The following is a 23,071-nucleotide window of genomic DNA, read 5'->3' as shown; positions in this document are numbered from 1 at the left end:
CACCCGGAGAGGGTGCGGGCCCACGCGCGTGTGGTCCGTACATCCGTACGTCTGTCCGTACGGAAGGCGATGGATCAGCCGGCGAGGATGGCGCGGGCGAGCCCGGCCGTCTCGGTCGGCGTCTTGCCGACCTTCACACCGGCGGCCTCCAGGGCCTCCTTCTTCGCCTGGGCCGTGCCGGAGGAGCCGGAGACGATGGCGCCGGCGTGGCCCATGGTCTTGCCCTCGGGCGCGGTGAAGCCCGCGACGTAGCCGACGACCGGCTTGGTGACGTTCTTCGCGATGAAGTCGGCCGCGCGCTCCTCGGCGTCGCCGCCGATCTCGCCGATCATCACGATGAGGTCGGTGTCGGGGTCGGCCTCGAACGCGGCGAGCGCGTCGATGTGCGTCGTGCCGATGACCGGGTCGCCACCGATGCCGACGGCGGAGGAGAAGCCGATGTCGCGCAGCTCGTACATCATCTGGTAGGTCAGCGTGCCGGACTTGGACACGAGACCGATGCGGCCGGGCTTGGTGATGTCGCCCGGGATGATGCCGGCGTTGGACTGGCCGGGGGTGATCAGGCCAGGGCAGTTCGGGCCGATGATCCGGGTCTTGTTGCCCTTGCTGCCCGCGTACGCCCAGAAGGCGGCGGAGTCGTGGACCGCGATGCCCTCGGTGATCACGACGGCCAGGCCGATCTCGGCGTCGATCGCCTCGATGACGGCGGCCTTGGCGAAGGCCGGCGGCACGAAGACGACGGAGACGTCGGCCCCGGTCTTCTCGATGGCCTCGGCCACGGAGCCGAAGACGGGTACTTCAGTGCCGTCGAAGTCGACGGAGGTACCGGCCTTGCGCGGGTTGACACCGCCGACGATGTTGGTGCCGTCGGCGAGCATGAGCTTGGTGTGCTTCATGCCGGTGGCGCCGGTCATGCCTTGGACGATGACCTTGCTTTCCTTGGTCAGGAAAATAGCCATGGTTGTGGTTTCCCTCGTCCCTTACTTGGCCGCGGCCAGCTCGGCGGCCTTGTCGGCCGCGCCGTCCATGGTGTCCACGCGCTGCACGAGCGGGTGGTTGGCGTCGGAAAGGATCTTGCGACCCAGCTCCGCGTTGTTGCCGTCGAGCCGCACGACCAGCGGCTTCGTGACGTCCTCGCCCTTGGTCTTCAGCAGTTCGAGGGCCTGGACGATGCCGTTGGCGACCTCGTCGCACGCGGTGATGCCACCGAAGACGTTGACGAACACGGACTTGACGTCCGGGTCGCCGAGGATGATCTCCAGGCCGTTCGCCATGACCTCGGCGGACGCGCCGCCGCCGATGTCGAGGAAGTTGGCGGGCTTCACGCCACCGTGGTTCTCACCGGCGTACGCGACGACGTCGAGGGTCGACATGACCAGACCCGCGCCGTTGCCGATGATGCCGACCTCGCCGTCGAGCTTGACGTAGTTGAGGTTCTTGGCCTTGGCGGCGGCTTCGAGGGGGTTGGCCGCGGCCTTGTCCTCGAGCGCGTCGTGCTCGGGCTGGCGGAAGTCCGCGTTCTCGTCGAGCGAGACCTTGCCGTCGAGCGCGATGATCTTGCCGTCGCCGGACTTGATCAGCGGGTTGACCTCGACAAGGAGGGCGTCCTCCTTGATGAAGACGGTCCACAGCTTCTGCAGGACGTCGGCGACCTGGTCGGCGATCTCGGCCGGGAACTTCGCGGCGGCGACGATCTCGGCGGCCTTCTCGGGCGTGCAGCCCTCGTGGGCGTCGACCGGGATCTTGGCGAGCGCGTCGGGGTTCTCCTCGGCGACGACCTCGATCTCCACGCCGCCCTCGACGGAGGCCATCGCGAGGAAGGTGCGGTTGGTGCGGTCCAGCAGGAAGGAGACGTAGTACTCCTCCGCGATGTCCGCGGTCTGGGCCAGCATCACCTTGTGGACCGTGTGGCCCTTGATGTCCATGCCCAGAATCTGACCGGCCTTCTCGACGGCGTCGGCCGGGTCGGAGGCCAGCTTCACGCCGCCCGCCTTGCCGCGTCCGCCGACCTTGACCTGCGCCTTGACGACGGCCTTGCCGCCGAGACGCTCGGTCACCTCGCGGGCGGCCTCGGGCGTCTCGATGACTTCACCGGCCAGCACCGGTACACCGTGCTTGGCGAAGAGGTCCCTCGCCTGGTACTCGAACAGGTCCACGCGTGTCCGTCCCTTTGTCTTTTTAACCGCAGCCTGGTGATCGCGGGTTCGTTGTCTGCGTGGGCGTGCCGCGAAGGGCAACGTGACTGCGCTGTCACTGAGGAAGGCGTACGCGGTGTCCGCTACGCGGCATGTCCGTCTCGCAGGTTATCCCCGTGGGCCGTGGGTCCCTAAATCGCAGATCACAGATGAGCGGTGATACCTGTCACAGAGCGGTGATACCCGTCACACACAGGGCGCGGCTGCCCGAACGGCTGTCTCAGCACCGTGGCAGGTCGCCGTCCGGTACGGGGAGGGGGCGCTTCTCGATCGCCGCGGCCATCACCTCAGGAAAGAGGTCGGGTGTGCAGGCGAAGGCCGGTGCGTCCAGGGCGGCGAGCGCCGCGGCGTGCTCGCGGTCGTACGCCGGCGCCCCCTCGTCCGAGAGCGCGAGCAGCGCCACGAACTGCACGCCCGACGCCTTCATCGCGGCGACCCTCTTGAGCATCTCGTCGCGTATCCCGCCCTCGTAGAGGTCGCTGATCAGGACGACGACGGTGTCGGCGGGGCGGGTGATCCGCGACTGGCAGTAGGCGAGCGCGCGGTTGATGTCCGTGCCCCCGCCGAGTTGGGTGCCGAACAGGACGTCCACCGGGTCGTCGAGCTGATCGGTGAGGTCGACGACCGCCGTGTCGAAGACGACGAGACGGGTGTCGAGGGAGCGCATCGACGCCAGGACCGCGCCGAAGACGGAGGCGTAGACGACGGAGGCGGCCATCGACCCGGACTGGTCGATGCAGAGCACGACGTCCTTCTTCACCGACTGCGCCGCCCTGCCGTACCCGATCAGCCGCTCGGGCACGATCGTGCCCTGCTCCGGGAGGTAGTTCTTCAGGTTCGCCCGGATCGTACGGTCCCAGTCGATGTCGCGGTGGCGCGGCCGGCTGATCCGCGCGGAGCGGTCGAGCGCGCCGGTGAGGGTGGCCCTGGTGCGGGTGGCGAGCCGCTTCTCGATGTCCTGGACCACCTTGCGGACCACGGCGCGCGCGGTCTCCTTGGTCGTCTCCGGCATCGCCTTGTTGAGCGAGAGCAGGGTGCCGACGAGATGGACGTCCGCCTCGACGGCCTCCAGCATCTCCGGTTCGAGCAGCAGCGTGGCGAGCCCGAGCCGGTCGATGGCGTCGCGCTGCATGATCTGGACGACGGAGGTGGGGAAGTACGTACGGATATCGCCGAGCCAGCGGGCCACGGAGGGCGCGGAGCCGCCCAGCCCGGCGGACCGGCCCCCGCCGCCCGCTCCGTTCCTGCCGCCGCCCCGGCCGCCGTACAGCGCGGTCAGGGCGCCGTCCATCGCCGCGTCCCGGCCGGCGAGCGCGTGCCCCGTGCCGTCGGCGGCGTCCCCGCCGAGCACCATCCGCCAGCGGCGCAGCCGCTCCTCGGCGGCCGACCCGTCCGTCGCCGCGCTCGTGGCCGTGCCGGTGGCCGGGTCCGTGTGCGGGGCCGCCTGCGGGGCCCTGTCCGTGTCCGTGGTCATGTGTCCGCCCCCACCAGGTCGTTGTCGTCGCGGTCGGCGCCCAGCAGCAGCCGGAGCACCGGCAGTACGGCGTCGGCGCGCGCCGTGTCGAGCCCCGGGCCGAAGCCCGGTGCGGTGGCCTCGGCCGCCGTCGGTCCAGGGGCGGCCGGGCCGCGCCGGACCAGCTCGCCCAGGGTGCGGCGGACGCCCGGTTCGTACGCCGAGAAGGTGCGGCGCAGCAGCGGCAGCACATCGGTGAAGGCCTCCGGCGCGACACCGGTCAGCCAGGCGTCGACCAGGCCGAGGAGGCGTTCGTCGTGGATCAGCAGCATGCCGCCGGCGGAGCCCGCCCCCGGCGACGTGCCCCTCCCGGACGCGCCGCCGACGAAGCCCTCGACCCAGGCGGCGGCGTCGGCCGGCGGGGTGCCGGGCGACAGGGCGAGCCCCATCAGCCGAGCGGCCTCGTCCTCCGCGAGGCGTCCGTCGTCCAGCAGCAGCCGGGCGGCCCGCCCCCGGATCTCGCCGGGCACGCTGTCCCGCCCGGCGAGCTTGGCCAGCACGGCCGCCCACCGCCCGCCGAGGTCCCCGTACCCGGGCCCCCTTTCCGCGGAGCCCTCGTCCCCGGCGTTCGCGTCCCCGGGCCCCCTGTCCCCGGAGCCCTCGTCCCCGGAATGCCCTTCGGAGCGACCGGAGCCCGTCCGCAGCAGGCCGATCGCCGTGTGGACGCTGTCGAGGTGGCCGCGCATCTCGGCGGCGCCGTCCGCGTCGAGCGCGGTGCACGCGGGCGGCAGGCCGACGCAGATCCGCTCCGCGAGGCCCGCCGCGACCTCACCGAGCGCCGCGGTGTCGGTGGACCGTACGTCGCCGTACCGCAGCGATCTGGCCAGCGCGGGCAGCGCCTCGGCGAGCCGGCCGATGTCGGCGTCGAGCGCGGCGCGGTCGGCGAGGGCCCGCATCACCACCGGCAGGGCGTCGGGCAGCGCGGCGAGCAGGCAGCGTTCCGCGAGGGCCGTGACCTCGGTGAGCGCGGTCGCCGACCGGGCCCGCGACACGGCCTTGGCGGTGGCGGCGGCGAGCACGGTCGTGCCCCAGATCCCTGCCTCCGCGACCCGTACGTACAGCTCGGGCTCCCAGCTCAGCCGCCAGGTCTCCCGGAAGGTGCCGGTGCTCCCCCGTCCCGCGGTCGCCTCGCCCCAGCCGATGTCCAGCAGCCCCAGCCGGTGCAGCAGGGTGCTCTTCGCCGTGTCGGTCTCCTTGCGGAGGTCGAGGTCCAGCTCGCGCTCCGACGCCTCCGGCTTGAGACGCAGGGAACGCTGGAGCCGGGTGAGGTCGCGCTGGAGCGGTACGGCGGGCGCCGTGTCGGGGACCTCGCCGAGCAGATCGCCGACGATCAGCCGGTCCCGGATCAGGCCGAGCGGCACCTCGGACCCCTCGCACATGACGGCCTGTACGGCGTCGACGGTCTCCGTGAGCCCGGCCAGCGGCCGGCCGCGCAGCACGGCGAGGGTCCCCGCGAGCCGTACCGCCTCGATGACATGGGCGGAGGAGACGGCGTGGTCCTCCTCCCGCAGCAGCCCGGCGACCTTGGTGAGCCAGCGCTCGACGGGCCGGTCGGGTGCGCTGAAGAGGTGTCCGTACCAGCCGGGCGAGTCGATGCCCGCGCCGTAGCCGCTGTGGCGGGCGAGCCTGCGGTGGGTCCAGGGCACCCAGGTGAGGTCGGTTCTCACCTTGGGCAGGCCCTTGAGCAGCGCGCGGTCGGCGGCCAGGGTGGTCTTCACGCGCAGCGCCGGTACGTGCCAGGCGCCGCAGACGACGGCGACCGCTCCGTCGCCGAACTCCTTGCGGGCCGCGCGGAGCTGGATCCGCATATGGGCCTCGCGGACGAGATCCCGCCGGTGTCCGCCGGAGCCGTACTCCTCGCGCAGCGCGCCCATGGCCTCCGCGACCGCCTCGAACGGTGCGAAGGGGTCGTCCGCCAGGCCGGAGGCGCGGTGCTCGACCACGTCCTCCCACCAGCGCTCGGGGTCGTCGTACCCGGCGGTCCTGGCCAGCACCGCGAGCGGGTCGATCCGCACGCCTTCCGCCCCGTCCCCCGCTGCTTCGGTGCCGCCGCCCTCCGCCGCCCCGGTCCGGCCGCCCTCCGCCGCGCCGGTCCCGGCCGGCTCGGCGTCCGGTTCCGTGGTGAGCGCGAGCGAGTGGGCGGCCGGCAGATCGATGAACCTGACCGGCACATCGTGCGCGAGCGCCCAGCGGATCGCGACCCACTCGGGGGAGAACTCCGCCAGCGGCCAGAACGCGGCGCGCCCCGGATCGTCCACGGCGTGCGCGAGAAGCGCGACGGGCGGCCGCATCGCCTCGTCGGCGGCGAGCGGCAGCAACGCGTCGCCCTCCGGCGGCCCTTCGATCAGTACGGCGCCCGGCTCCGCCGCGTCGAGCGCGCTCCGTACCGCCCGCGCGGACCCGGGCCCGTGGTGCCGGACCCCGAGCAGCAGCGGCCCCGCGGGACGCGGTGCGGCCGTGGTCATGCGCTCACCTCTCGGCAGGCGCGGTAGAAGTCCTTCCAGCCGTCGCGCTCGCGGACGACCGTCTCCACGTACTCCTGCCAGATCACCCGGTCCGCCGCCGGGTCGCGGACGACCGCGCCGAGGATCCCGGCCGCCACGTCGCCCGGTCGCAGCACCCCGTCGCCGAAGTGCGCGGCGAGCGCGAGGCCGTTGGTGACGACGGAGATCGCCTCGGCCGTGGAGAGCGTCCCCGAGGGGGACTTGAGCTTCGTACGGCCGTCGGTGGTGACGCCGTCCCGCAGCTCCCGGAAGACCGTGACGACCCGGCGGATCTCCTGGATGCCCTCGGTGCCGTCCGGCAGTTCGAGCGAGCGGCCCATCTCCCCGACGCGCCGGGAGACGATGTCGACCTCGGCCTCGGGGGTGGCGGGCAGCGGCAGGACGACCGTGTTGAACCGGCGGCGCAGCGCGCTGGAGAGGTCGTTGACCCCGCGGTCGCGGTCGTTGGCCGTGGCGATCAGGTTGAAGCCGCGGACGGCCTGCACCTCCTCTCCCAGCTCCGGGACGGGGAGTGTCTTCTCGGACAGGATCGTGATGAGCGAGTCCTGCACATCGGCGGGGATCCGGGTCAGCTCCTCGACCCGCGCCGTCATGCCGTCGGACATGGCGCGCATGACCGGGCTGGGCACCAGCGCGGCACGGCTGGGGCCGTTGGCGAGAAGCTGGGCGTAGTTCCAGCCGTAGCGGATCGCCTCCTCGGGTGTCCCCGCCGTGCCCTGCACCAGCAGGGTGGAGTCACCGCTGACGGCCGCCGCGAGGTGTTCGGAGACCCAGGTCTTGGCGGTGCCCGGCACGCCGAGGAGGAGCAGGGCGCGATCGGTGGCGAGCGTGGTGACCGCGACCTCGACGATCCGGCGCGGCCCCACGTACTTCGGTGTGATCACCGTGCCGTCCGGCAGCGCCCCGCCGAGGAGATAGGTGGCCACGGCCCACGGCGAGAGCCGCCAGCGGGCGGGCCGCTGCCGGTCGTCCGCCGCGGCCAGGGCCGCCAGTTCGTGGGCGAACGCGTCCTCCGCGTGCGGGCGCAGGGCCTGGTCGCCGGTGGTCCCGGCCGTCGTCGAGGTGGTTTCGGGCATGGTCATGGATCCCCCTCCAGATCGGTCGACCTGTTGTGGATCCCACGGTGCACCACGCCACTGACAATCGACCGTCCGCGCAGGTCAGAGCCTGTCAGGGCCAGTCAGAGCCGGTCCCACGCCGGGCCCGCGGCGGGCCGGGCCGCGCCGGGCCGGAACCGTCCGGGCCGATGCACCGGCGCCACGACGGAAGGCGCCCCGCGCCCACCGGAGGAGATCGGGCGGGCGCGGGGCGGTGGTCCTGCGGCGGGCGGGCGCCTCACCCGGCGATCGGGGAGACCGCGACGCAGCCGCCGGCGGCGGCCTTGCCCGCGTCGGTCTCCTCCTTGATGACCTCGCCCTTGTAAAGGATCTTGCAGGTGACCTCGGCGTCGGCGCCCAGCGCCATCGGCATGACGGCGGGCGGCATGATGCCGCGGAGCGTCACCGTCTTCTTCCAGGGCAGCGTGGGCTTCTCGACCGTCTCGATCTTCGGCTCCATGGCGTCGCCCCCGCCGCCGTGGAAGTCGATCGTGTCGATGTTCTTGCCCGTCACCTCGTAGGTGACCTCGTAGGTCTCGTTGACGGCCTTGTCGACCTCGTCGGTCACCGCCTTGTCGACCCGCTCGGCGGTCTCGGAGCAGGCGCCGAGGCCCAGCGCGAGACCGGTGACGGCGAGGGTCGTGAGGGCGGCGCGGACGGTACGTCTGGCGCGGACGGTTCTTCTGGTACGGGCGGTGCGGTCCATCGGTGATTTCCCCCCTGGTCGTGATGCTGAAGCCCTTCGAGCATAGCAAGACCGACACCGCGTCACATACCCGAAAACTCGACGAATCCGCAGGTCAGAGCGATTGTCAGTGGGGCCGCCTAACGTCGTGGACATGAATCAGACGGGGGTGCGCTGGACGTCGGAACAAGTGCTCGCGCTGGCTCCTGACGACGCGTCACGCAGGGCGGGCGGCAAGCTCGGCACGGCGGGGCCTTGGTCGGAGACGGGGTGCGACACCACGGGCGCCGTGTGGGGGCTGTGCAAGGGCAGCGGCGGCAAGCCGTACCGAACGGTGGTGGACACGACGGGCCCGGCCTGCACGTGCTCCTGCCCGAGCCGGAAGTTCCCGTGCAAGCACGCGCTGGGCCTGCTGCTGCTCTGGGCGGCGGACGGACAGAGCGTGGCGGAGAGCGCGGAGGCGCCCGGCTGGGCCGGGGAGTGGCTCGACGGGCGCCGGAAGCGACTGGCGGAGAAAGCGGCGGGCGCGGCGGAGAAGACCGCGGGCGGGGCGGCGAGGACGGCCGATCCGGAGGCCGCCCGGCGCAGGGCCGAGCGCAGGGCCGCCCGGATCACCTCGGGCGCCACGGAGTTGGAGCAGCGGCTGACGGACCTGCTGCGCGGCGGTCTCGCCTCGGCGGAGCAGGCGGGTTACGGACTGTGGGAGGAGACGGCGGCGCGCATGGTCGACGCACAGGCACCGGGGCTGGCTGGCCGCGTGCGGGAGTTGGGGGCGATACCGGGTTCGGGTCCCGGCTGGCCGGTGCGGCTGCTGGAGGAGTCCGCGCTGCTGCATCTGCTGGACACGGCGTGGCTGGGGCTCGACCGGCTGCCGGAACCGCTGGCGGCGACGGTCCGCACCAGGGTCGGCCTCCCGTCGCCCGCCGGGGGCCCGCCGGTCCGGGACCACTGGCTGGTCCTCGCGCAGTACGACATACCGGACGGCAAGCTCGTCACCCGCCGGATCCGGCTGTACGGGCGGGACTCGGGGCGCTCGGCGGTGCTGCTCTCCTTCGGCGCGGCGGGGCGCGCCCCCGAACTGGCGCTGCCGGTGGGGGTGATGATCGACGCCGAGATCGTTCCGCACCCGGGCGCCGGGCAGTTGCGGGCCGACTGGGGTGAGCGGTTCGGCCCCCCGGTCCTGATCGAGGAGCCGCCGCCGGGTGGCTCCGTGACGGCGGCGATCGAGGCGTACGGCACCGCGCTGCGCGCCGATCCCTGGCTGGAGTCGTGCCCGGTGACGCTCCGCGACGTCATCCCGGTGCCCGGGGCGGGCGGCGGCTGGCAACTGGCCGACGCCGACGGCGGTTCCGCACTGCCGGTCGCGCCGGCCTCACTCGGCCACCCCGGGCTGTGGAAGCTGGCCGCCCTCTCCGGCGGCGGCCCGGTCACGGTGTTCGGCGAATGCGGCCACCGCGGCTTCCGGCCCCTCACCGCCTGGTCGGCGGAGACACCGGGGACGGTCCCGCTCACCTGAACTCGCGCACGCACCCGCAGACCTGATGCGACGTACGGACGGAGTACATCCTGATGACCAGCACGCTCAGCACGTCCAACTCGCCCAGCATGTCCAGCACGTCCCACTCGTCCAGCACGCCCGACAGGCACGCCACCCACAGCACCCACGAATCCCACGAGATGCCCGGCGCGCACGACACGAACGACACGCACGTCACCCAGGACACGACGGCACGGACCCTCACGAACACCGCGGGGGCGGGGGCGCCCTGGGAGTCGTCCTGGGAGGGGCTCGTCACCTCGGCGCTGCTCGGCACCGACCGCCGCACTCCGCCCGCGGAGGTCCTCGCCGCCGGCCAGGACGCCCCGGTCGCCCTGCTGGACGCCGCCGCGCTGCACACCGTACGGCGCAGGGCGGGGCTGCGGCCGGCGCCGGCCGCCGAGCCCCCGGCGCCCGCGGCCCACGACGGCCGCGCGCGCCTGCCCGAGGCGGCGGAGCGGCGGCTCGGACAGCTGCTGGCCGACCGGGCGGCGCCCACGAGCGGCGGGGGCCGTCGCGGTACGGCACCCGACCTCACGGAGCTGCTGCCGCAGTGGCTCGCCGTGGCCAACGCGCGCGGCTACGCGGCCCCCGCCCCGGTGCTGCCCGCCCTGCTGGACGCGGCCCGCGCGCGCACCGATCTGCGGCCGCAGGCCCTGGCCTTCGCCGGGCCCCGCGGGCTCTGGCTCGCCCGGCTCAACCCGGAGTGGAAGTTCGCGCTGCGCGGGGCCTCCGGCGGCGCCGTCCTGCCCGCGGCCGAGGACGGGGCGGGGACACGACGCCTGTGGGAGGAGGGCCTGTTCGCCGAGCGGGTCGCCCTGCTCTCCGCCGTACGGGCCAGGGACGCGGAGGCGGCGCGGGCGCTGCTCGCCTCGACCTGGCCGACCGAGCGCGCCGAGGACCGGCTGATGTTCCTCGACTCCCTGCGCGACGGGCTCTCCGGGGCCGATGAGCCCTTTCTCGAACAGGCGTTGTCGGACCGCAGCCGCAATGTGCGCTCCACCGCCGCCGAGCTGCTCTCCGCGCTGCCAGGATCCGCCCTCGCGGGCCGGATGGCGGCCCGCGCGGCCACCTGCGTCAGCATGGACCGCACCGGCGGCGGACAGGTCATCGCGGTCGAGGCGCCGCACGAGTGCGACGCGGACATGCAGCGCGACGGGGTGGTCCCCGCGCCGCCCGGCGGCCGGGGCCAACGGTCCTGGTGGCTGGGGCAGTTGGTGGAGGCCGCCCCGCTCTCCGGCTGGCCGGCCAGGCTCGGCGGCCGGGCTCCCGAGGAGATCGTCGCCCTGCCCGTCCTGGACGACTGGGCGGACGAGTTGCACGCCGCGTGGTGCCGGGCGGCCGTACGGCAGGGGGACGCCCGCTGGTCGGCCGCGCTGCTGGGGCCGCCCGCGAGCCCGCCCGACACCGGCCCCGGCGCGACCTCGCTCGCCGAGCGCGCGAAGCTGCTGGCCACACTGCCCGAGGCGGAACGGGCGGACTGGGTGGCCGCGTTCATCGACGCGCACGGCCTGCCGGAGGCGTTCCAGTTGCTGGGCTGCTGCGCCGTGCCCTGGTCGGGCGCGCTCGGCCGGGCGGTCGTGGACGCGCTCGACATCGCCAGGGACGCGGGCAGCTACCCCTGGAGCTTCAGCGGCGTCATGGGCCTCGCCGAACGGTGCCTGGACCCGGTGGAGGTGAACAGGCTGGAACTGCTCACGGCGACCCCGGACGAACCGGAGGGCGCGTCACCGGGCGCGGGCGGCTACTGGTCGGAGGCGTTCCAGCGCCTGGTGTCCACCCTGCGCCTGCGCGCCCTGATGCTCGCCGAACTGGAACCGCGAATACCGGAGCCACCGGCCACCCGGCCCGGTACGAGGCCGGAACACCCGGGGCCACCAGACCCTGCGCCCTGATCCGGCCCGATCCACACGACGGGCCCACGACGAGCCCACGACGGGCCCTGGCGGCAAACGGACGTGGCCCCGGGCAGCGGAACCCGTCACGCCCCCGCGGGCTGACGGATGTTGGCCTCGACCCAGGAAACGATCGACGCCGTCGTCGCCCCCGGGGTGAAGATCTCCGCGACGCCCTTCTCCTTCAGCGGGGCGATGTCCGCGTCCGGGATGATGCCGCCGCCGAAGACCTTGATGTCGGCCGCGTCCCGCTCCTCCAGCAGCTCGATCACCTTGGCGAAGAGCGTGTTGTGCGCGCCGGAGAGGATGGACAGGCCGATCGCGTCGGCGTCCTCCTGGATCGCGGTGTCCACGATCTGCTCGGGCGTCTGGTGGAGGCCCGTGTAGATGACCTCCATCCCCGCGTCCCGCAGGGCCCTGGCGATCACCTTGGCCCCACGGTCGTGCCCGTCGAGTCCCGGCTTGGCGACCACCACACGGATCGGACCTGTCACACCCATCACTGCCTCCACCTACCGACTTGCGCTGTCATTGGCACGGGCCCCCGCGCCCGCCAAGGCCCGGAGTAGTGAACGAACGTTATCCACAGCATCGCGCAACCAGCCGTTTCGCGGAGGCCGCCGAGGGGGAAATCACACATGGGACATGTTCGCTTTGCGCCGTTCCGTCACCGCCCGGCCCACTCGGCCGGGCAGGAACGACCGCAAGGGGAGCCGCGGACGGAGCCGTCACGACCCGACGGCTCCCGACATGTCGCCGTGGCGCCCCATGAGGGCATACGGGGGACAGAGCCGCCTCCCGTATGCCGTTCGGAGGTCGGCCATGAAGGTCACGCCGTTCGCGCCACTCTCGCCGTTCGGACCACTTTCACCGCTCCAGCCGCTCCCATTGCTCGCATCACTCTGGTCGCTCCGGTCACTGTCGTCGCTGTCGTCGTCCCTCTCGCGCCCAGCCTTCCTGACGCCCCTCCTGTCGCCCTTTCTGCGCCAGGTGGGCCGCGTACGCACGGCGGGCTCGGCCGCCCTCCCCCTGCGTGTCACCGCCCCCGTGCGGGCCGGCGCGCTCGATCTGGCGATCTTCACCGGGCACCTGCTCCTCTATCCGGCCGGAATCATCCAGGAGCGCCGCGCCGCTCCCCTGCCGCCCGAGGCCTCCCCGCTGCCCACCGAGGGCCGCGCACACCCGCCTGTCGTGCTGCTGCACGGCTTCGTGGACAACCGGTCCGTCTTCGTCCTGCTGCGCCGCTCCCTCGCCCGGCACGGCTGGCGCCATCTCGTCTCCCTCAACTACTCGCCGCTGACCTGCGACATCCGTACGGCCGCCGAGCTGCTGGGGCAGCACATCGAGGAGATCCGCGCCCGCACCGGCCACCGTCGGGTCGATGTCGTCGGACACAGCCTGGGCGGCCTGATCGCGCGGTATTACGTACAGCGCCTGGGCGGTGACAGCCGGATACGTACGCTGATCACGCTGGGCACTCCGCACGAGGGCACCTCGGCCGTGCCGCTCGCCGACGCCCACCCCGTCGTACGGCAGATGCGCCCCGGATCGCCGGTCATCGAGGAGCTGCGGCTGCCCGCCCCCGGCTGCCGTACGCGGTTCGTGAGCTTCTGGAGCGATGCCGACCCGCTGATGGCGCCCGTCTCCACGGCCAGAATCGAACATCCGGACCTTCTCGTGGAGAACGTACTGGTGAGCGGCGTCGGCCATCTCGCCCTGCCGGTCCACCCGGGGGTCGCCGCGGGGATCCGGCACGCGCTCGGCGGCCCCGGTTCCGGCGAAGGCTCCGAACCGGCACCGCCGGAGGACGGATCAGGGTCCATCTCCGTCGCCTGAACTCCGTGCCCGACGCCCCGTCCTGAGGGACGCGCACGAGCCTCACACTCGAACACGTTTCGAACATATGGCCAAGCCTGCGCCCACAGTTCGCCGAAACACGGCCGAATGCCCGTTTCCGCAAAGCACGAAACTCGCGGAAGATTGTCGCCGTCGCATACCGCCGGGTACAGTCGCGGCCACTGCTTTCCCTCTGGGGTTCCTTCCATCAAGGCCGGATTTCCCAGACCCTGGTTCTGCTGCCGAGGCGAGAGAGAAGTTGGTGAACGACCAGCACGCCCACGCCGGGTACACCGCATACGACGGTTACCAGAACGGCAGCTTCGAGACAGATCCTCTCTTCGGCTCCCTGCCGGACGGTTCCGCGGGCGCGGGTGGATACGGCGGCGCTTCCGCCTCCACCGGCCAGTACGCGACCGTGCAGGCCGACCACTACGACAGTGGCCAGTGGGACACCGGCGCCCACCACCAGGCCACCGGGTACGACGCGTACGGCACACAGGCGTACGACACCAGCGGCCAGTGGCCCACCGTCGCCCCGACCTCCCCGACCGCCGCCACCGACGGCGGCGGCTATCCGCAGGACGCCACGGGTGAGTGGGGTTCCGGCGCGTGGCACCAGGTCGTCCAGCCGAACAGCCCTGACGGAACGGGCCAGTTCGACAGCACGCAGTTCAACGGCGCCCCGTACGGTTACGACACACCCGGGGCGACGGCGACCGCCGCGTTCGATCCCGCGCAGGCGGCTCAACTCGAAACCGCACAGTTCGAGGCGGCACAGTTCGAGGCAACGCCCTTCGAGGCAACGCAGTTCGAGGCAACGCAGTTCGAAGCCGCACCGTTCGAGTACGAGGCGACGGCTCAGTGGACCGCGTCCACGTTCGACAGCGGTTCGTACGACGCCACGGCCTGGAACGGGGCCACCGCGCCGCACGAGGACACGTCGTACGCGTACGGCGCCCCCGGCCCCGAGCCTGAACGGGCCTACGGCACGGAGCCCGAGCACGAGACCGAGCACGGCTACGAGAGCGAGCCCGGCTACGAGACCGTCGCCACCGAGGTCCACGCCGCACCGGAGACCGGACCGGCGGCCGAGGCGGAACATCCCACGCCGGCCGTCGACTTCACCAAGGACTCCGAGAGCCCCGCGGAGTCCGGCGCTCCGGATGACGACCCCGACGGGCTGCACATGGCCCCGACGATGGCCACCCCCGCCGTGACAGCCGTCCCCCGCCCCGTGCGCCGGGCCGGCGGCAGTGGTGGCGGCAGCCGGGGCCGGCGCCGTACCCCCGCCAAGCGCTCGGCCCTGCTCACCGTCGCCGTTCCCTCCGCCTGCGTGATGGGCGTCGCCGGCATCGCCGCGGCCTCCGTCGGCGGACTCACCGGCGAGGACGCCAAGGACGACTCCACCACCACGGCCTCCGCCGAGGACACCGCCTCCACCAAGCCCGTCACCGCGGCCGCCAACAACAAGCTGGACACGCAGCTCGCCGCGCTCAGCGCCGACGCCCGCGACTTCGGCGACCGTGCCAGTCGCACACAGGAGCGGATCGACCTCCAGGAGCGGAAGGAGGCGGAGCGGCAGCGCGCCAAGGAAGAGGCGGCGCGCAAGGAGGCGCTCCGCCCCAAGTTCGCCCTTCCCGTCTCGCAGAACGGACTCAGCGCCCAGTACGGCCAGGCCGGCGTCAACTGGATGTCCATGCACACCGGCATCGACTTCCCCGTGTCGTACGGCACGCCTGTCATGGCCGCGACCGACGGCACCGTACGCACGCAGTACAACAGCGCGTACGGCAACATGGCGATCGTGACCTCCGCCGACGGCACGGAGACCTGGTACTGCCACCTCAGCACCACGAAGATCCGCTCCGGTTCGGTCAAGGCCGGTGACGTGATCGCCTACTCGGGCAACTCGGGCAACTCGACCGGTCCGCACCTGCACTTCGAGGTACGGCCCGGCGGCGGCGCGGCGATCGACCCGCTGGCCTGGCTCCGCAGCCACGGCCTCGACCCGACGTAAAACTCGGCACGTACGCCCTCGCCCTCCCGCCAGGCCGTACGTGCCCCGCGTGCCCTGCCACCCGGCAGGGCCGGCCGCCCCTCCCGGGCCTACAGCTTCTCGACCGGCGCGTACCGCAGCAGCAGCCGCTTGGGCTTGGTGTCCCCGAAGTCGACCGTCGCCTGTGCGTCCGCGCCCGCGCCGGTCACCTCCATGACCGTGCCGAGCCCGAACTGGTCGTGCGTGACCCGGTCGCCCACCGCCAGCGCGATCACCGGCCTGTCGCCCGTACGCCGCGTGGCGAAGCCCGAAGGCCCGCCGCCCGACCGCGAGCGCGCGGCGGTGGAGGAGAGCGACGACGTGATCCCGGACGTCGGACCCGCCGGGATCTGCGCGCCGGTCCGCTTCCACTCCAGGTGGTGTGCCGGGATCTCCTCCAGGAAGCGCGAGGCCGGGTTGTACGAGGGCTGCCCCCAGGCGCTGCGCATCGACGACCGCGTCAGATAGAGCCGTTCACGGGCGCGCGTGATGCCGACGTACGCGAGACGGCGCTCCTCCTCCAGCTCCTTCGTCTGGCCGAGGGCGCGCATGTGCGGGAAGACGCCGTCCTCCATGCCGGAGAGGAAGACCACCGGGAACTCCAGGCCCTTGGCGGTGTGCAGCGTCATCAGTGTGATGACGCCGGAGCCGTCCTCGTCCTCGTCGGGGATCTGGTCGGAGTCGGCGACGAGCGCGACCTTCTCCAGGAACTCGGCGAGGGTCGGGGTCGCGGCCACGGCCGGAGCGGCAGCCTCCGTACCGCCTCCGCCCTCTCCCGCGGCGGTCTCCGCGCCGGCGGTCCCGTCACCGTCGCCGTCGCCGTCACCGGCGCCCGCGGCGGCCTGGCTGCGCTCCTGTTCGAACTCCAGCGCCACCGAAGCCAGTTCCTGCAAGTTCTCGATCCGGGTCTCGTCCTGCGGGTCGGTCGAGGCCTGAAGCTCCGCCAGATAGCCGGTCCGTTCGAGCACGGCCTCCAGGACCAGCGCCGGCCCGGCGCCCGACTCGACGATCGTACGCAGCTCCTCCATCAGGGTGTTGAAGCGCTTGACGGCGTTGGCGGAGCGGGCCGCCATGCCGTACGCCTCGTCCACCCGCCGCAGCGCCTGCGGGAAGGTGATCTTCTCCCGCAGCGCGAGAGCGTCGATCATGGCCTCCGCACGGTCCCCGATGCCGCGCTTGGGCACATTGAGGATCCGGCGCAGCGGTACGTTGTCCTCCGGATTGGCGAGGACCCGGAGGTAGGCCAGGACGTCACGGACCTCCTTGCGCTCGTAGAAGCGCACTCCGCCGACGACCTTGTACGGCAGGCCGACCCGGATGAAGATCTCCTCGAAGACGCGGGACTGCGCGTTCGTCCGGTAGAAGACGGCGACGTCACCCGCCTTGGCCTCGCCCGCGTCCGTCAGCCGGTCGATCTCGTCGGCGACGAACTGCGCCTCGTCGTGCTCCGTGTCCGCGACGTAACCGGTGATCTGGGCGCCGGCGCCGGCCTTGGTCCACAGGTTCTTCGGGCGGCGGCTCTCGTTGCGCTCGATGACCGCGTTGGCGGCGCTGAGGATCGTCTGCGTGGAGCGGTAGTTCTGCTCCAGCAGGATCGTCGTCGCGTCCGGGTAGTCCTCCTCGAACTGGAGGATGTTGCGGATGGTGGCGCCGCGGAAGGCGTAGATCGACTGGTCGGCGTCGCCGACGACGCAGAGCTCCGCGGGGTCCTCGCCCTCGCCGGAGGGGCCCACCAGTTCGCGCACGAGGGTGTACTGCGCGTGGTTGGTGTCCTGGTACTCGTCCACCAGGACGTGCCGGAAGCGGCGCCGGTAGTGCTCGGCGACGTCGGGGAACGCCTGGAGCAGGTGGACGGTGGTCATGATGATGTCGTCGAAGTCCAGGGCGTTGGCCTCGCGCAGCCGTGCCTGGTACATCCGGTACGCCTCGGCGAGCGTCTTCTCGAAGCCGTCGACGGCCTGTCCCGCGAAGGTCTCCTCGTCGATCAGCTCGTTCTTGAGGTTGGAGATCTTGGCGCTGAAGGACTTCGGCGGATAGCGCTTGGGGTCGAGGTCCAGATCGCGGCAGACCAGGGCCATGAGCCGCTTCGAGTCGGCGGCGTCGTAGATCGAGAACGACGAGGTGAACCCGAGCCGCTTCGACTCGCGCCGCAGGATCCGCACGCAGGCGCTGTGGAAGGTCAGCACCCACATCGCCTGGGCGCGCGGGCCGACGAGCTGCCCGACGCGCTCCTTCATCTCGCCCGCGGCCTTGTTGGTGAAGGTGATCGCCAGTATCTCGCCGGGGTGGACGCTGCGGGTGCCGAGGAGATGGGCGATCCGGTGGGTCAGCACCCTGGTCTTGCCGGATCCGGCCCCGGCGACGATGAGCAGCGGCGACCCCGTGTGCACGACGGCCGCGCTCTGCTCCTCGTTCAGCCCTTCGAGGAGCGAGGCCGGGTCGATGACCGTACGGGCCGACCCGTTGCGGTGGTACGGATCCCGGGCCGGGGGCACGTCGTACGCCCCCTGGAACAGGTCGTCGGGCACCTGCTCCTGGGCGTGTTCGTCCAGGTCCTCGGGCGGCGGGGGGTGCTCGTCGCCGGAGGGCTGGAGGTCGGCCAGGAAGCTGTCGTCAAAGAGGCTGCTCATCGCTTAACGAGTCTAGGCCGCCGCACCGACAGTCGGAGCCCGCCCGGCGAAGCCGGTCAGGCGAAGCCGGTCCGGCGGATCCGCCCCTGAAGGCGGACGGCTCCGGCTCACACACGGAGCGTAACGCTATACCCCCTATTGCGCCTCCCTGCACTCCGCACGAGCAAATGGTCACAGAAATGTATCGGGCATATCGGCCATCCACCTTCACATCAGCGCCACATCTTGGCTAGCGTGCTCGATCAGGCAGCCCGTACCTCTGAAGGCGATCCGCGCCGAGCGGGCGGCCCACGCCGAATCCGGGCTTTCCACAGGGAAGTTCGGAACCGGGGACCCACTCTGCAAGACCGGGGTGAATCGGGCCGTACGTTCGCCGTACGTACAACGCCCGTAGGGCAGCCTTCCGTTCCGCCCGAACCCGACAGCTAACCCGGTAGGCGGTCCACGGAAGGAGATGCCGAACTTGGCGTCGCATCGCAAGGCGCGCAGCCGTAGCGGGGTACGCACCAACACCCCTGCCGTCGGAATCACGACGGCCGCCCTCGCCTCGGTCACGCTGCTGTCGACGCAGAGCGCGGACGCCGCGCCCACGGAATCGAAGTCCTCGCCGTCGGTCGAAGAGGTGGAGAAAAAGGTCAGCGACCTGTACCGCCAGGCCGGTGGCGACGCGCAGAGGTCCGCCAGGACGAAGGAGGCGACGGCCAAGCAGAAGCGCACGGTCGACCGGGTCATCGACGGCGTGGCCAAGAGCGCGGACAAGCTGAACGAGGCCCGCCGTACGCTCGGTTCCTACACGGCCGCGCAGTCCGGGGGCGGCGGGGGCACCCCCGCGGGCGCCCCTGTCGCCCCGGCCGCTTCCGCCGCCCCGGCAGCCCCGGCCGCCTCTGTCGCCCCTGTTGTACCGGCGATGCCCGCGACAGCCCCCGCCATGCCTGCCACGGCCCCCGCCGCCGTACTGTTCGCGGACAGCCCGCAGACGTACGCCGAGCAGACGGGGATGACGGAGCGGCTGACCGACCGTCAGCAGAGCCCCGTCGCCGACCCCTGGAGCTCCGGGGCGGACACCCGCGCCCCGGAGTCGCCGGACGAGTCCCAGGAGTCCTTGCGGACCAGCAAGGAGCAGATCCAGAAGAAGCTCGCCGAGGCCCGCGCGCTGCTGGCGCGGCTCACCGCGGAGGAGCAGGCGCGGCTGACCGCGCTGGAGCGCAAGAAGGAAGAAGCGGCCCGCCGTACGGCGGAGGCGCAGGCGAAGGCGGAGGCCCGCGACAAGGCGGAGGCCGAGGCGGAGCGCCGGCGCGAGGCGGAGCTGATCCGGCCTCTGTCGCAGCCCCAGGCTCCGTCGGCCGACCCCGGCACGGGCACGGGAGCGGGCACAGGAACGGGCACCGACGCGGCAACGATCGCAGGTGCGAACGCGGGAACGGCCGCCGGCCCCGGACTGGAGGCCGTGACCGGCGGTGACACCGCCGGCATCTACGCGGCCAAGGCGGCGAAGGTGCTCGCCTTCGCACGCACCCAGATCGGCAAGCCGTACGTCTGGGGCGCCTCGGGGCCGAGTTCGTACGACTCCTCGGGCCTGACCCAGGCGGCGTGGCGGGCGGCCGGCGTCGAGCTGCCGCGCAGCACGAGCGACCAGGTGGACACCGGCACGCGCGTCACCACCGATGACCTGCTCCCCGGCGACCTGGTCTTCTTCTACGACGACATCAGCCACGCCGGCATCTACATCGGCGACGGCATGATGATCCACGCGCCCAAGCCGGGTGCGAACGTGCGTGAGGAATCGATCTACTACCTGCCGATCTACGGCAGCGTCCGCCCGGCCTGAGCCTGACCCGGCCGCGGCGCCCTGCGGACCCCGTCACGGCGCCCTGCGGACCCGACGGATCCGACCCACCGGGGTCGGGTCCGTCGGGGGCCGGGGTCAGGTCCAGAGCGTGGCGATGAGGATGTTGGCCACGGTCAGCCCGCCCACCGCGCCGAACAACGGCTTCTCGGCTGCCTCGTCGTCCCGCTTCACGTAGACGATGCCCATGATCACGACCAGGACGGCCAGCTTGACGCCGATCTTGATGTTGTTGAGCGGCTGGTCGTCGGCCTGGTTGAGGCCCACCAGCACCATCCCCGTGATCAGCATGGTGAGGGCGCCGTGCAGCATCGCCGGGGTGAAGCGCGCCGTACCGGCGCTCATCGCCTTCATCTGGGTCAGGAAACCGCCGAGCAGGGCGGCTATGCCGATGATGTGCAGGGCGACGAAGACATTGATCAGTACGTCCATGCCGGGAGCGTAGCCCGGCCCATATCACCCGCCTTCGGTGAGGTGTGGCTTACTTCCGCTATCGGTCGGGTCCGTCCGGAAGAGCACGCTCCACCTGGCCGTCATGATCGCGAAACGCTCCGGAACCTTCACCTCCCGCCAATACCCGCCATGTCGAGGCCGGGCTGTGACCGTGCGCCCTAACGTCCTGCGTACGGCCCTCATGGGGCCGTACCGGGCGGCCGTACCGCACGGAGTCAACGGAACCGAAGGAAACGGACCCCGCCCCCGTGGCAGCGCACCGAAACCACCGCAAGCCCAGACAGCGCCTGTTCACCGGCCAGGCCGGCCGCACCGCGGCGACGCTCGCGCTCGCGGGAGCCGCGACCGCCACCGCGGCGGGCCCCGCGCAGAGCGAGCCCCGGCTCACCCCCGCGCAGATCAAGGCCGAGGTCGACACGCTGTACGCGCAGGCGGAGGCGGCCACCGAGCAGTACAACGGGGCGAAGGTGAAGGCCGACGAGGCCCGTGCCTCCCTCACCGAGCTGCGTGACGAGGCCGCGCGCAGGACCGACGGGCTCAACGCCTCGCGCGCCGAGCTGGGCTCGATCGCCACCGCGCAGTACCGCAGCGGCGGCCTCGACCCCGCCGTACAGCTCGCCCTCAGCTCCCGGCCCGAGGACTACCTGGAGCAGGCCGGTGTCGCGGAGCGGGCCGGCAGCAGGCAGGCGGCCGGCGTCGCGGGGATCCGCCGGGAGCTGTCACGGATCGCCGGGCTGCGCTCGCGGGCGGACACCCAGCTCGCCGATCTCACGGCCCGCCGCGCCGAGCTGGCCCGGCACAAGTCCACGATCCAGCGGAAGATCGGCTCCGCCCAGCGACTGCTCGACGAGCTCACCGCCGAGCAGCGCGGCCGGTACGAGGCCCGGGGCGGAACGGGGCAGCAGGACGGCGGAGACCCGGCCCGCGCGGACCGGGGGACGCCACGCGGCACGGCAGCGGCGCCGAACGCGCGGGCCGAGGCCGCCGTCGCCTTCGCTTACGGCGCGATCGGCAAGCCGTACGTGTGGGGCGCGACCGGTCCCGGCTCCTTCGACTGCTCGGGGCTGACCCAGGCCGCGTGGCATGCCGCCGGGGTCGCCCTGCCCCGTACCACCTACACGCAGATCAACACGGGCCGGCGCGTCGCCCGCTCCGAACTGGCCCCCGGTGACCTGGTGTTCTTCTACTCGGGCATCAGCCATGTCGGGATCTATGTGGGCGGCGGGCAGATGATCCACGCACCCAGGCCCGGTACGGCGGTCCGGCTCGCGCCGGTCGACGAGATGCCGTTCGCGGGCGCCGCCCGGCCCCTCTAGCGTCCCTCCAGGCTCCCTCCAGGCTCCCTCCCAGGTCCGGCTGACGTTCCCTCCCGGACCGCCTGACACCCTTCCTGGAGCGTCCGTCTGACGCCCTTTCCGGTCCGTCCACGCGTCGTCGGCCTCCGACCGCCCCTGACGGCCCACGCCGGAGTGCCCCGCCCGCGGTTGCGGGTCACGATGTGCAGCAAGCGGTCCGCTCATCGGCCCGCGAGGTGAGACGGGGCACGCCGGGCCGGGAACGGCGGGGTGATCGGAGAGGGGCGGTCGTGAGACGAGCCACCGCTGTCAGGGCAACGGCCCTCGTGGCCGGCGCACTGTTCGTCCTGGCCCCCGTGGGGGTAACCCCGAAAGGCTGCGGGGATCTCTCCGGCGGCAGACTCTGCGTCGAGGGTCCTATCGGCGGCGCGGGCCCCTTCACCACGCGGTACGTACGCCACGGGGACGAGCCCGAGATCCGCGTACGCCTCGGCTACCAGCGCAAGGACGCCCGGCTCACGGCCTTCCCCGGCTGGTTCGGCACACAGCCCACCCGGCACGGCCGCGCCGAGCTGACCGGCGTCATCGACACCCTGCCCGGTGAGTGCATCCGCGGCGTGCTGGACCACCGGGGGCGGCTGTACGTCACCGGGTGGCACTGCTCGTAGCCGTCCGGCCCGCCGGGCGGCCGTGAGCCTGAGCCGTGAGCCGTCAGACCAGTCGGCGGGCCGTCGCCCAGCGGGTCAGCTCGTGCCGGTTGGAGAGCTGGAGCTTGCGCAGGACCGCGGAGACGTGGGACTCCACGGTCTTCACCGAGATGAAGAGCTGCTTGGCGATCTCCTTGTAGGCGTATCCGCGGGCGATGAGCCGCAGCACCTCGCGCTCGCGCTGGGTGAGCCGGTCCATGTCCTCGTCGACCGGAGGCGCGTCCGTCGAGGCGAAGGCGTCCAGGACGAAGCCGGCCAGCCGGGGCGAGAAGACCGCGTCGCCCTCCTGGACCCGGAAGATCGAGTTGACCAGGTCCGTGCCGGTGATCGTCTTGGTGACATAGCCGCGGGCGCCGCCCCGGATGACGCCGATGACGTCCTCCGCCGCGTCCGAGACCGAGAGCGCCAGGAAACGCACCGGGTTCTCCGCCGCCGCCATCATGGGGGCGCTGCGGCGCAGCACCTCGACCCCGCCGCCGCCCGGCAGATGGACGTCGAGCAGGACGACCTCGGGACGGGTCGCGGTGATCACGGTGATCGCCTGGTCGACGTCGGCGGCCTCGCCGACGACCTCGACGCCGGTCTCCTCCGTGCGGCCGATCTCCGCCTGGACGCCCGTACGGAACATCCGGTGGTCGTCGACGAGCACGACGCGGACCCGGCGGCCGTCCCCCGCCGGGTCCCCGCTCGCCGCGGGAGTGGATTCGGCGTGTACGCCCTCGCTCATGGTCTGTGCCCCTCGCCCTCGTCGCTCCGCCGCGGTCTGCGCGGCTCTCGTACCGTACGGTCCCCGCCCGGCGACCGGTCCATCCCCTGTGGGTCGGTGTGCTCCGTCCCCTC

At 72.4% G+C, this 23,071-nt stretch carries 17 protein-coding genes and 1 riboswitch; of the genes, 7 read left to right on the top strand and 10 right to left on the bottom strand.

Going from position 1 to position 23,071, the window contains the following annotated elements; genetic code table 11:
• Positions 1-74: 74 nt before the first annotated feature.
• The 6 genes from sucD to ACFXKG_RS11655 form a co-directional block, all read right to left on the bottom strand.
• A complete protein-coding gene (sucD, locus tag ACFXKG_RS11680) occupies positions 75-959 on the bottom strand; it encodes a succinate--CoA ligase subunit alpha (protein ID WP_384835907.1) in 885 nt (294 codons plus the stop codon).
• 21 nt (positions 960-980) lie between these two features.
• On the bottom strand, positions 981-2,156 hold the full coding sequence (gene sucC, locus ACFXKG_RS11675) for an ADP-forming succinate--CoA ligase subunit beta (RefSeq protein WP_384835904.1): 1,176 nt from the start codon (positions 2,154-2,156) through the stop codon (positions 981-983).
• Positions 2,157-2,415: 259 nt separating this feature from the next.
• Positions 2,416-3,669, bottom strand: coding sequence for a VWA domain-containing protein (locus ACFXKG_RS11670; protein WP_384835901.1), 1,254 nt, complete (start codon positions 3,667-3,669; stop codon positions 2,416-2,418).
• A complete protein-coding gene (locus ACFXKG_RS11665) occupies positions 3,666-6,173 on the bottom strand; it encodes a DUF5682 family protein (RefSeq protein WP_384835898.1) in 2,508 nt (835 codons plus the stop codon). The genes ACFXKG_RS11670 and ACFXKG_RS11665 overlap by 4 nt, the downstream gene beginning before the upstream one ends.
• Positions 6,170-7,294, bottom strand: a complete 1,125-nt coding sequence (locus ACFXKG_RS11660) for an AAA family ATPase (protein WP_384835895.1) — start codon at positions 7,292-7,294, stop codon at positions 6,170-6,172. Before ACFXKG_RS11660 ends, ACFXKG_RS11665 begins: the two co-directional genes overlap by 4 nt.
• Before the next feature lie 253 nt (positions 7,295-7,547).
• Entirely contained in the window at positions 7,548-8,015 is a 468-nt protein-coding gene (locus tag ACFXKG_RS11655) for an MmpS family transport accessory protein (protein ID WP_384835892.1), read from the bottom strand.
• Positions 8,016-8,148: 133 nt separating this feature from the next.
• On the opposite strand from ACFXKG_RS11655, the gene ACFXKG_RS11650 reads away from it, so the two are divergent.
• Positions 8,149-9,510: an SWIM zinc finger family protein gene (locus tag ACFXKG_RS11650; RefSeq protein WP_384835889.1), complete on the top strand. Its 1,362-nt coding sequence runs from the start codon at positions 8,149-8,151 to the stop codon at positions 9,508-9,510.
• Between the two features lie 53 nt (positions 9,511-9,563).
• A complete protein-coding gene (locus ACFXKG_RS11645) occupies positions 9,564-11,426 on the top strand; it encodes a DUF5691 domain-containing protein (protein ID WP_384835886.1) in 1,863 nt (620 codons plus the stop codon).
• A gap of 86 nt (positions 11,427-11,512) precedes the next feature.
• On the opposite strand, the gene ACFXKG_RS11640 is transcribed toward ACFXKG_RS11645, so the two are convergent.
• Positions 11,513-11,926, bottom strand: a complete 414-nt coding sequence (locus tag ACFXKG_RS11640; RefSeq protein WP_384835883.1) for a cobalamin B12-binding domain-containing protein — start codon at positions 11,924-11,926, stop codon at positions 11,513-11,515.
• Positions 11,927-12,248: 322 nt separating this feature from the next.
• Between ACFXKG_RS11640 and ACFXKG_RS11635 the strand changes: the two genes are divergently transcribed.
• Positions 12,249-13,262, top strand: coding sequence for an esterase/lipase family protein (locus ACFXKG_RS11635; protein WP_384835880.1), 1,014 nt, complete (start codon positions 12,249-12,251; stop codon positions 13,260-13,262).
• Positions 13,263-13,524: 262 nt separating this feature from the next.
• Complete coding sequence (locus tag ACFXKG_RS11630; protein ID WP_384835877.1) at positions 13,525-15,282, top strand: M23 family metallopeptidase; 1,758 nt, start codon at positions 13,525-13,527, stop codon at positions 15,280-15,282.
• An 89-nt stretch (positions 15,283-15,371) separates the two neighbouring features.
• Here ACFXKG_RS11630 and ACFXKG_RS11625 read toward each other — a convergent pair whose 3' ends face one another.
• Entirely contained in the window at positions 15,372-17,930 is a 2,559-nt protein-coding gene (locus ACFXKG_RS11625) for an ATP-dependent DNA helicase (RefSeq protein WP_384835874.1), read from the bottom strand.
• A gap of 281 nt (positions 17,931-18,211) precedes the next feature.
• Positions 18,212-18,386: riboswitch (cyclic di-AMP (ydaO/yuaA leader) on the top strand.
• A 7-nt stretch (positions 18,387-18,393) separates the two neighbouring features.
• Here ACFXKG_RS11625 and ACFXKG_RS11620 point away from each other — a divergent pair.
• The gene (locus tag ACFXKG_RS11620; RefSeq protein ID WP_384835871.1) at positions 18,394-19,758 is read left to right on the top strand and encodes an NlpC/P60 family protein; all 1,365 of its coding nucleotides are present in this window, start codon (positions 18,394-18,396) and stop codon (positions 19,756-19,758) included.
• Between the two features lie 96 nt (positions 19,759-19,854).
• On the opposite strand, the gene ACFXKG_RS11615 is transcribed toward ACFXKG_RS11620, so the two are convergent.
• A complete protein-coding gene (locus ACFXKG_RS11615) occupies positions 19,855-20,208 on the bottom strand; it encodes a hypothetical protein (protein ID WP_365807200.1) in 354 nt (117 codons plus the stop codon).
• Positions 20,209-20,477: 269 nt separating this feature from the next.
• Here ACFXKG_RS11615 and ACFXKG_RS11610 point away from each other — a divergent pair, with 269 nt between their 5' ends.
• Together ACFXKG_RS11610 and ACFXKG_RS11605 are read left to right on the top strand one after the other, a co-directional pair.
• A complete protein-coding gene (locus tag ACFXKG_RS11610; RefSeq protein WP_384835868.1) occupies positions 20,478-21,545 on the top strand; it encodes an NlpC/P60 family protein in 1,068 nt (355 codons plus the stop codon).
• A 269-nt stretch (positions 21,546-21,814) separates the two neighbouring features.
• Complete coding sequence (locus ACFXKG_RS11605; RefSeq protein WP_384835865.1) at positions 21,815-22,192, top strand: hypothetical protein; 378 nt, start codon at positions 21,815-21,817, stop codon at positions 22,190-22,192.
• A gap of 43 nt (positions 22,193-22,235) precedes the next feature.
• Here ACFXKG_RS11605 and ACFXKG_RS11600 read toward each other — a convergent pair whose 3' ends face one another.
• Positions 22,236-22,958, bottom strand: coding sequence for a LuxR C-terminal-related transcriptional regulator (locus ACFXKG_RS11600; RefSeq protein WP_382888736.1), 723 nt, complete (start codon positions 22,956-22,958; stop codon positions 22,236-22,238).
• Positions 22,959-23,071 lie beyond the last annotated feature (113 nt).

It is taken from the genome of Streptomyces sp. NPDC059255, assembly GCF_042752355.1.
GTDB lineage: Bacteria > Actinomycetota > Actinomycetes > Streptomycetales > Streptomycetaceae > Streptomyces.
This window is presented reverse-complemented; position numbering and strand designations above follow the sequence as displayed.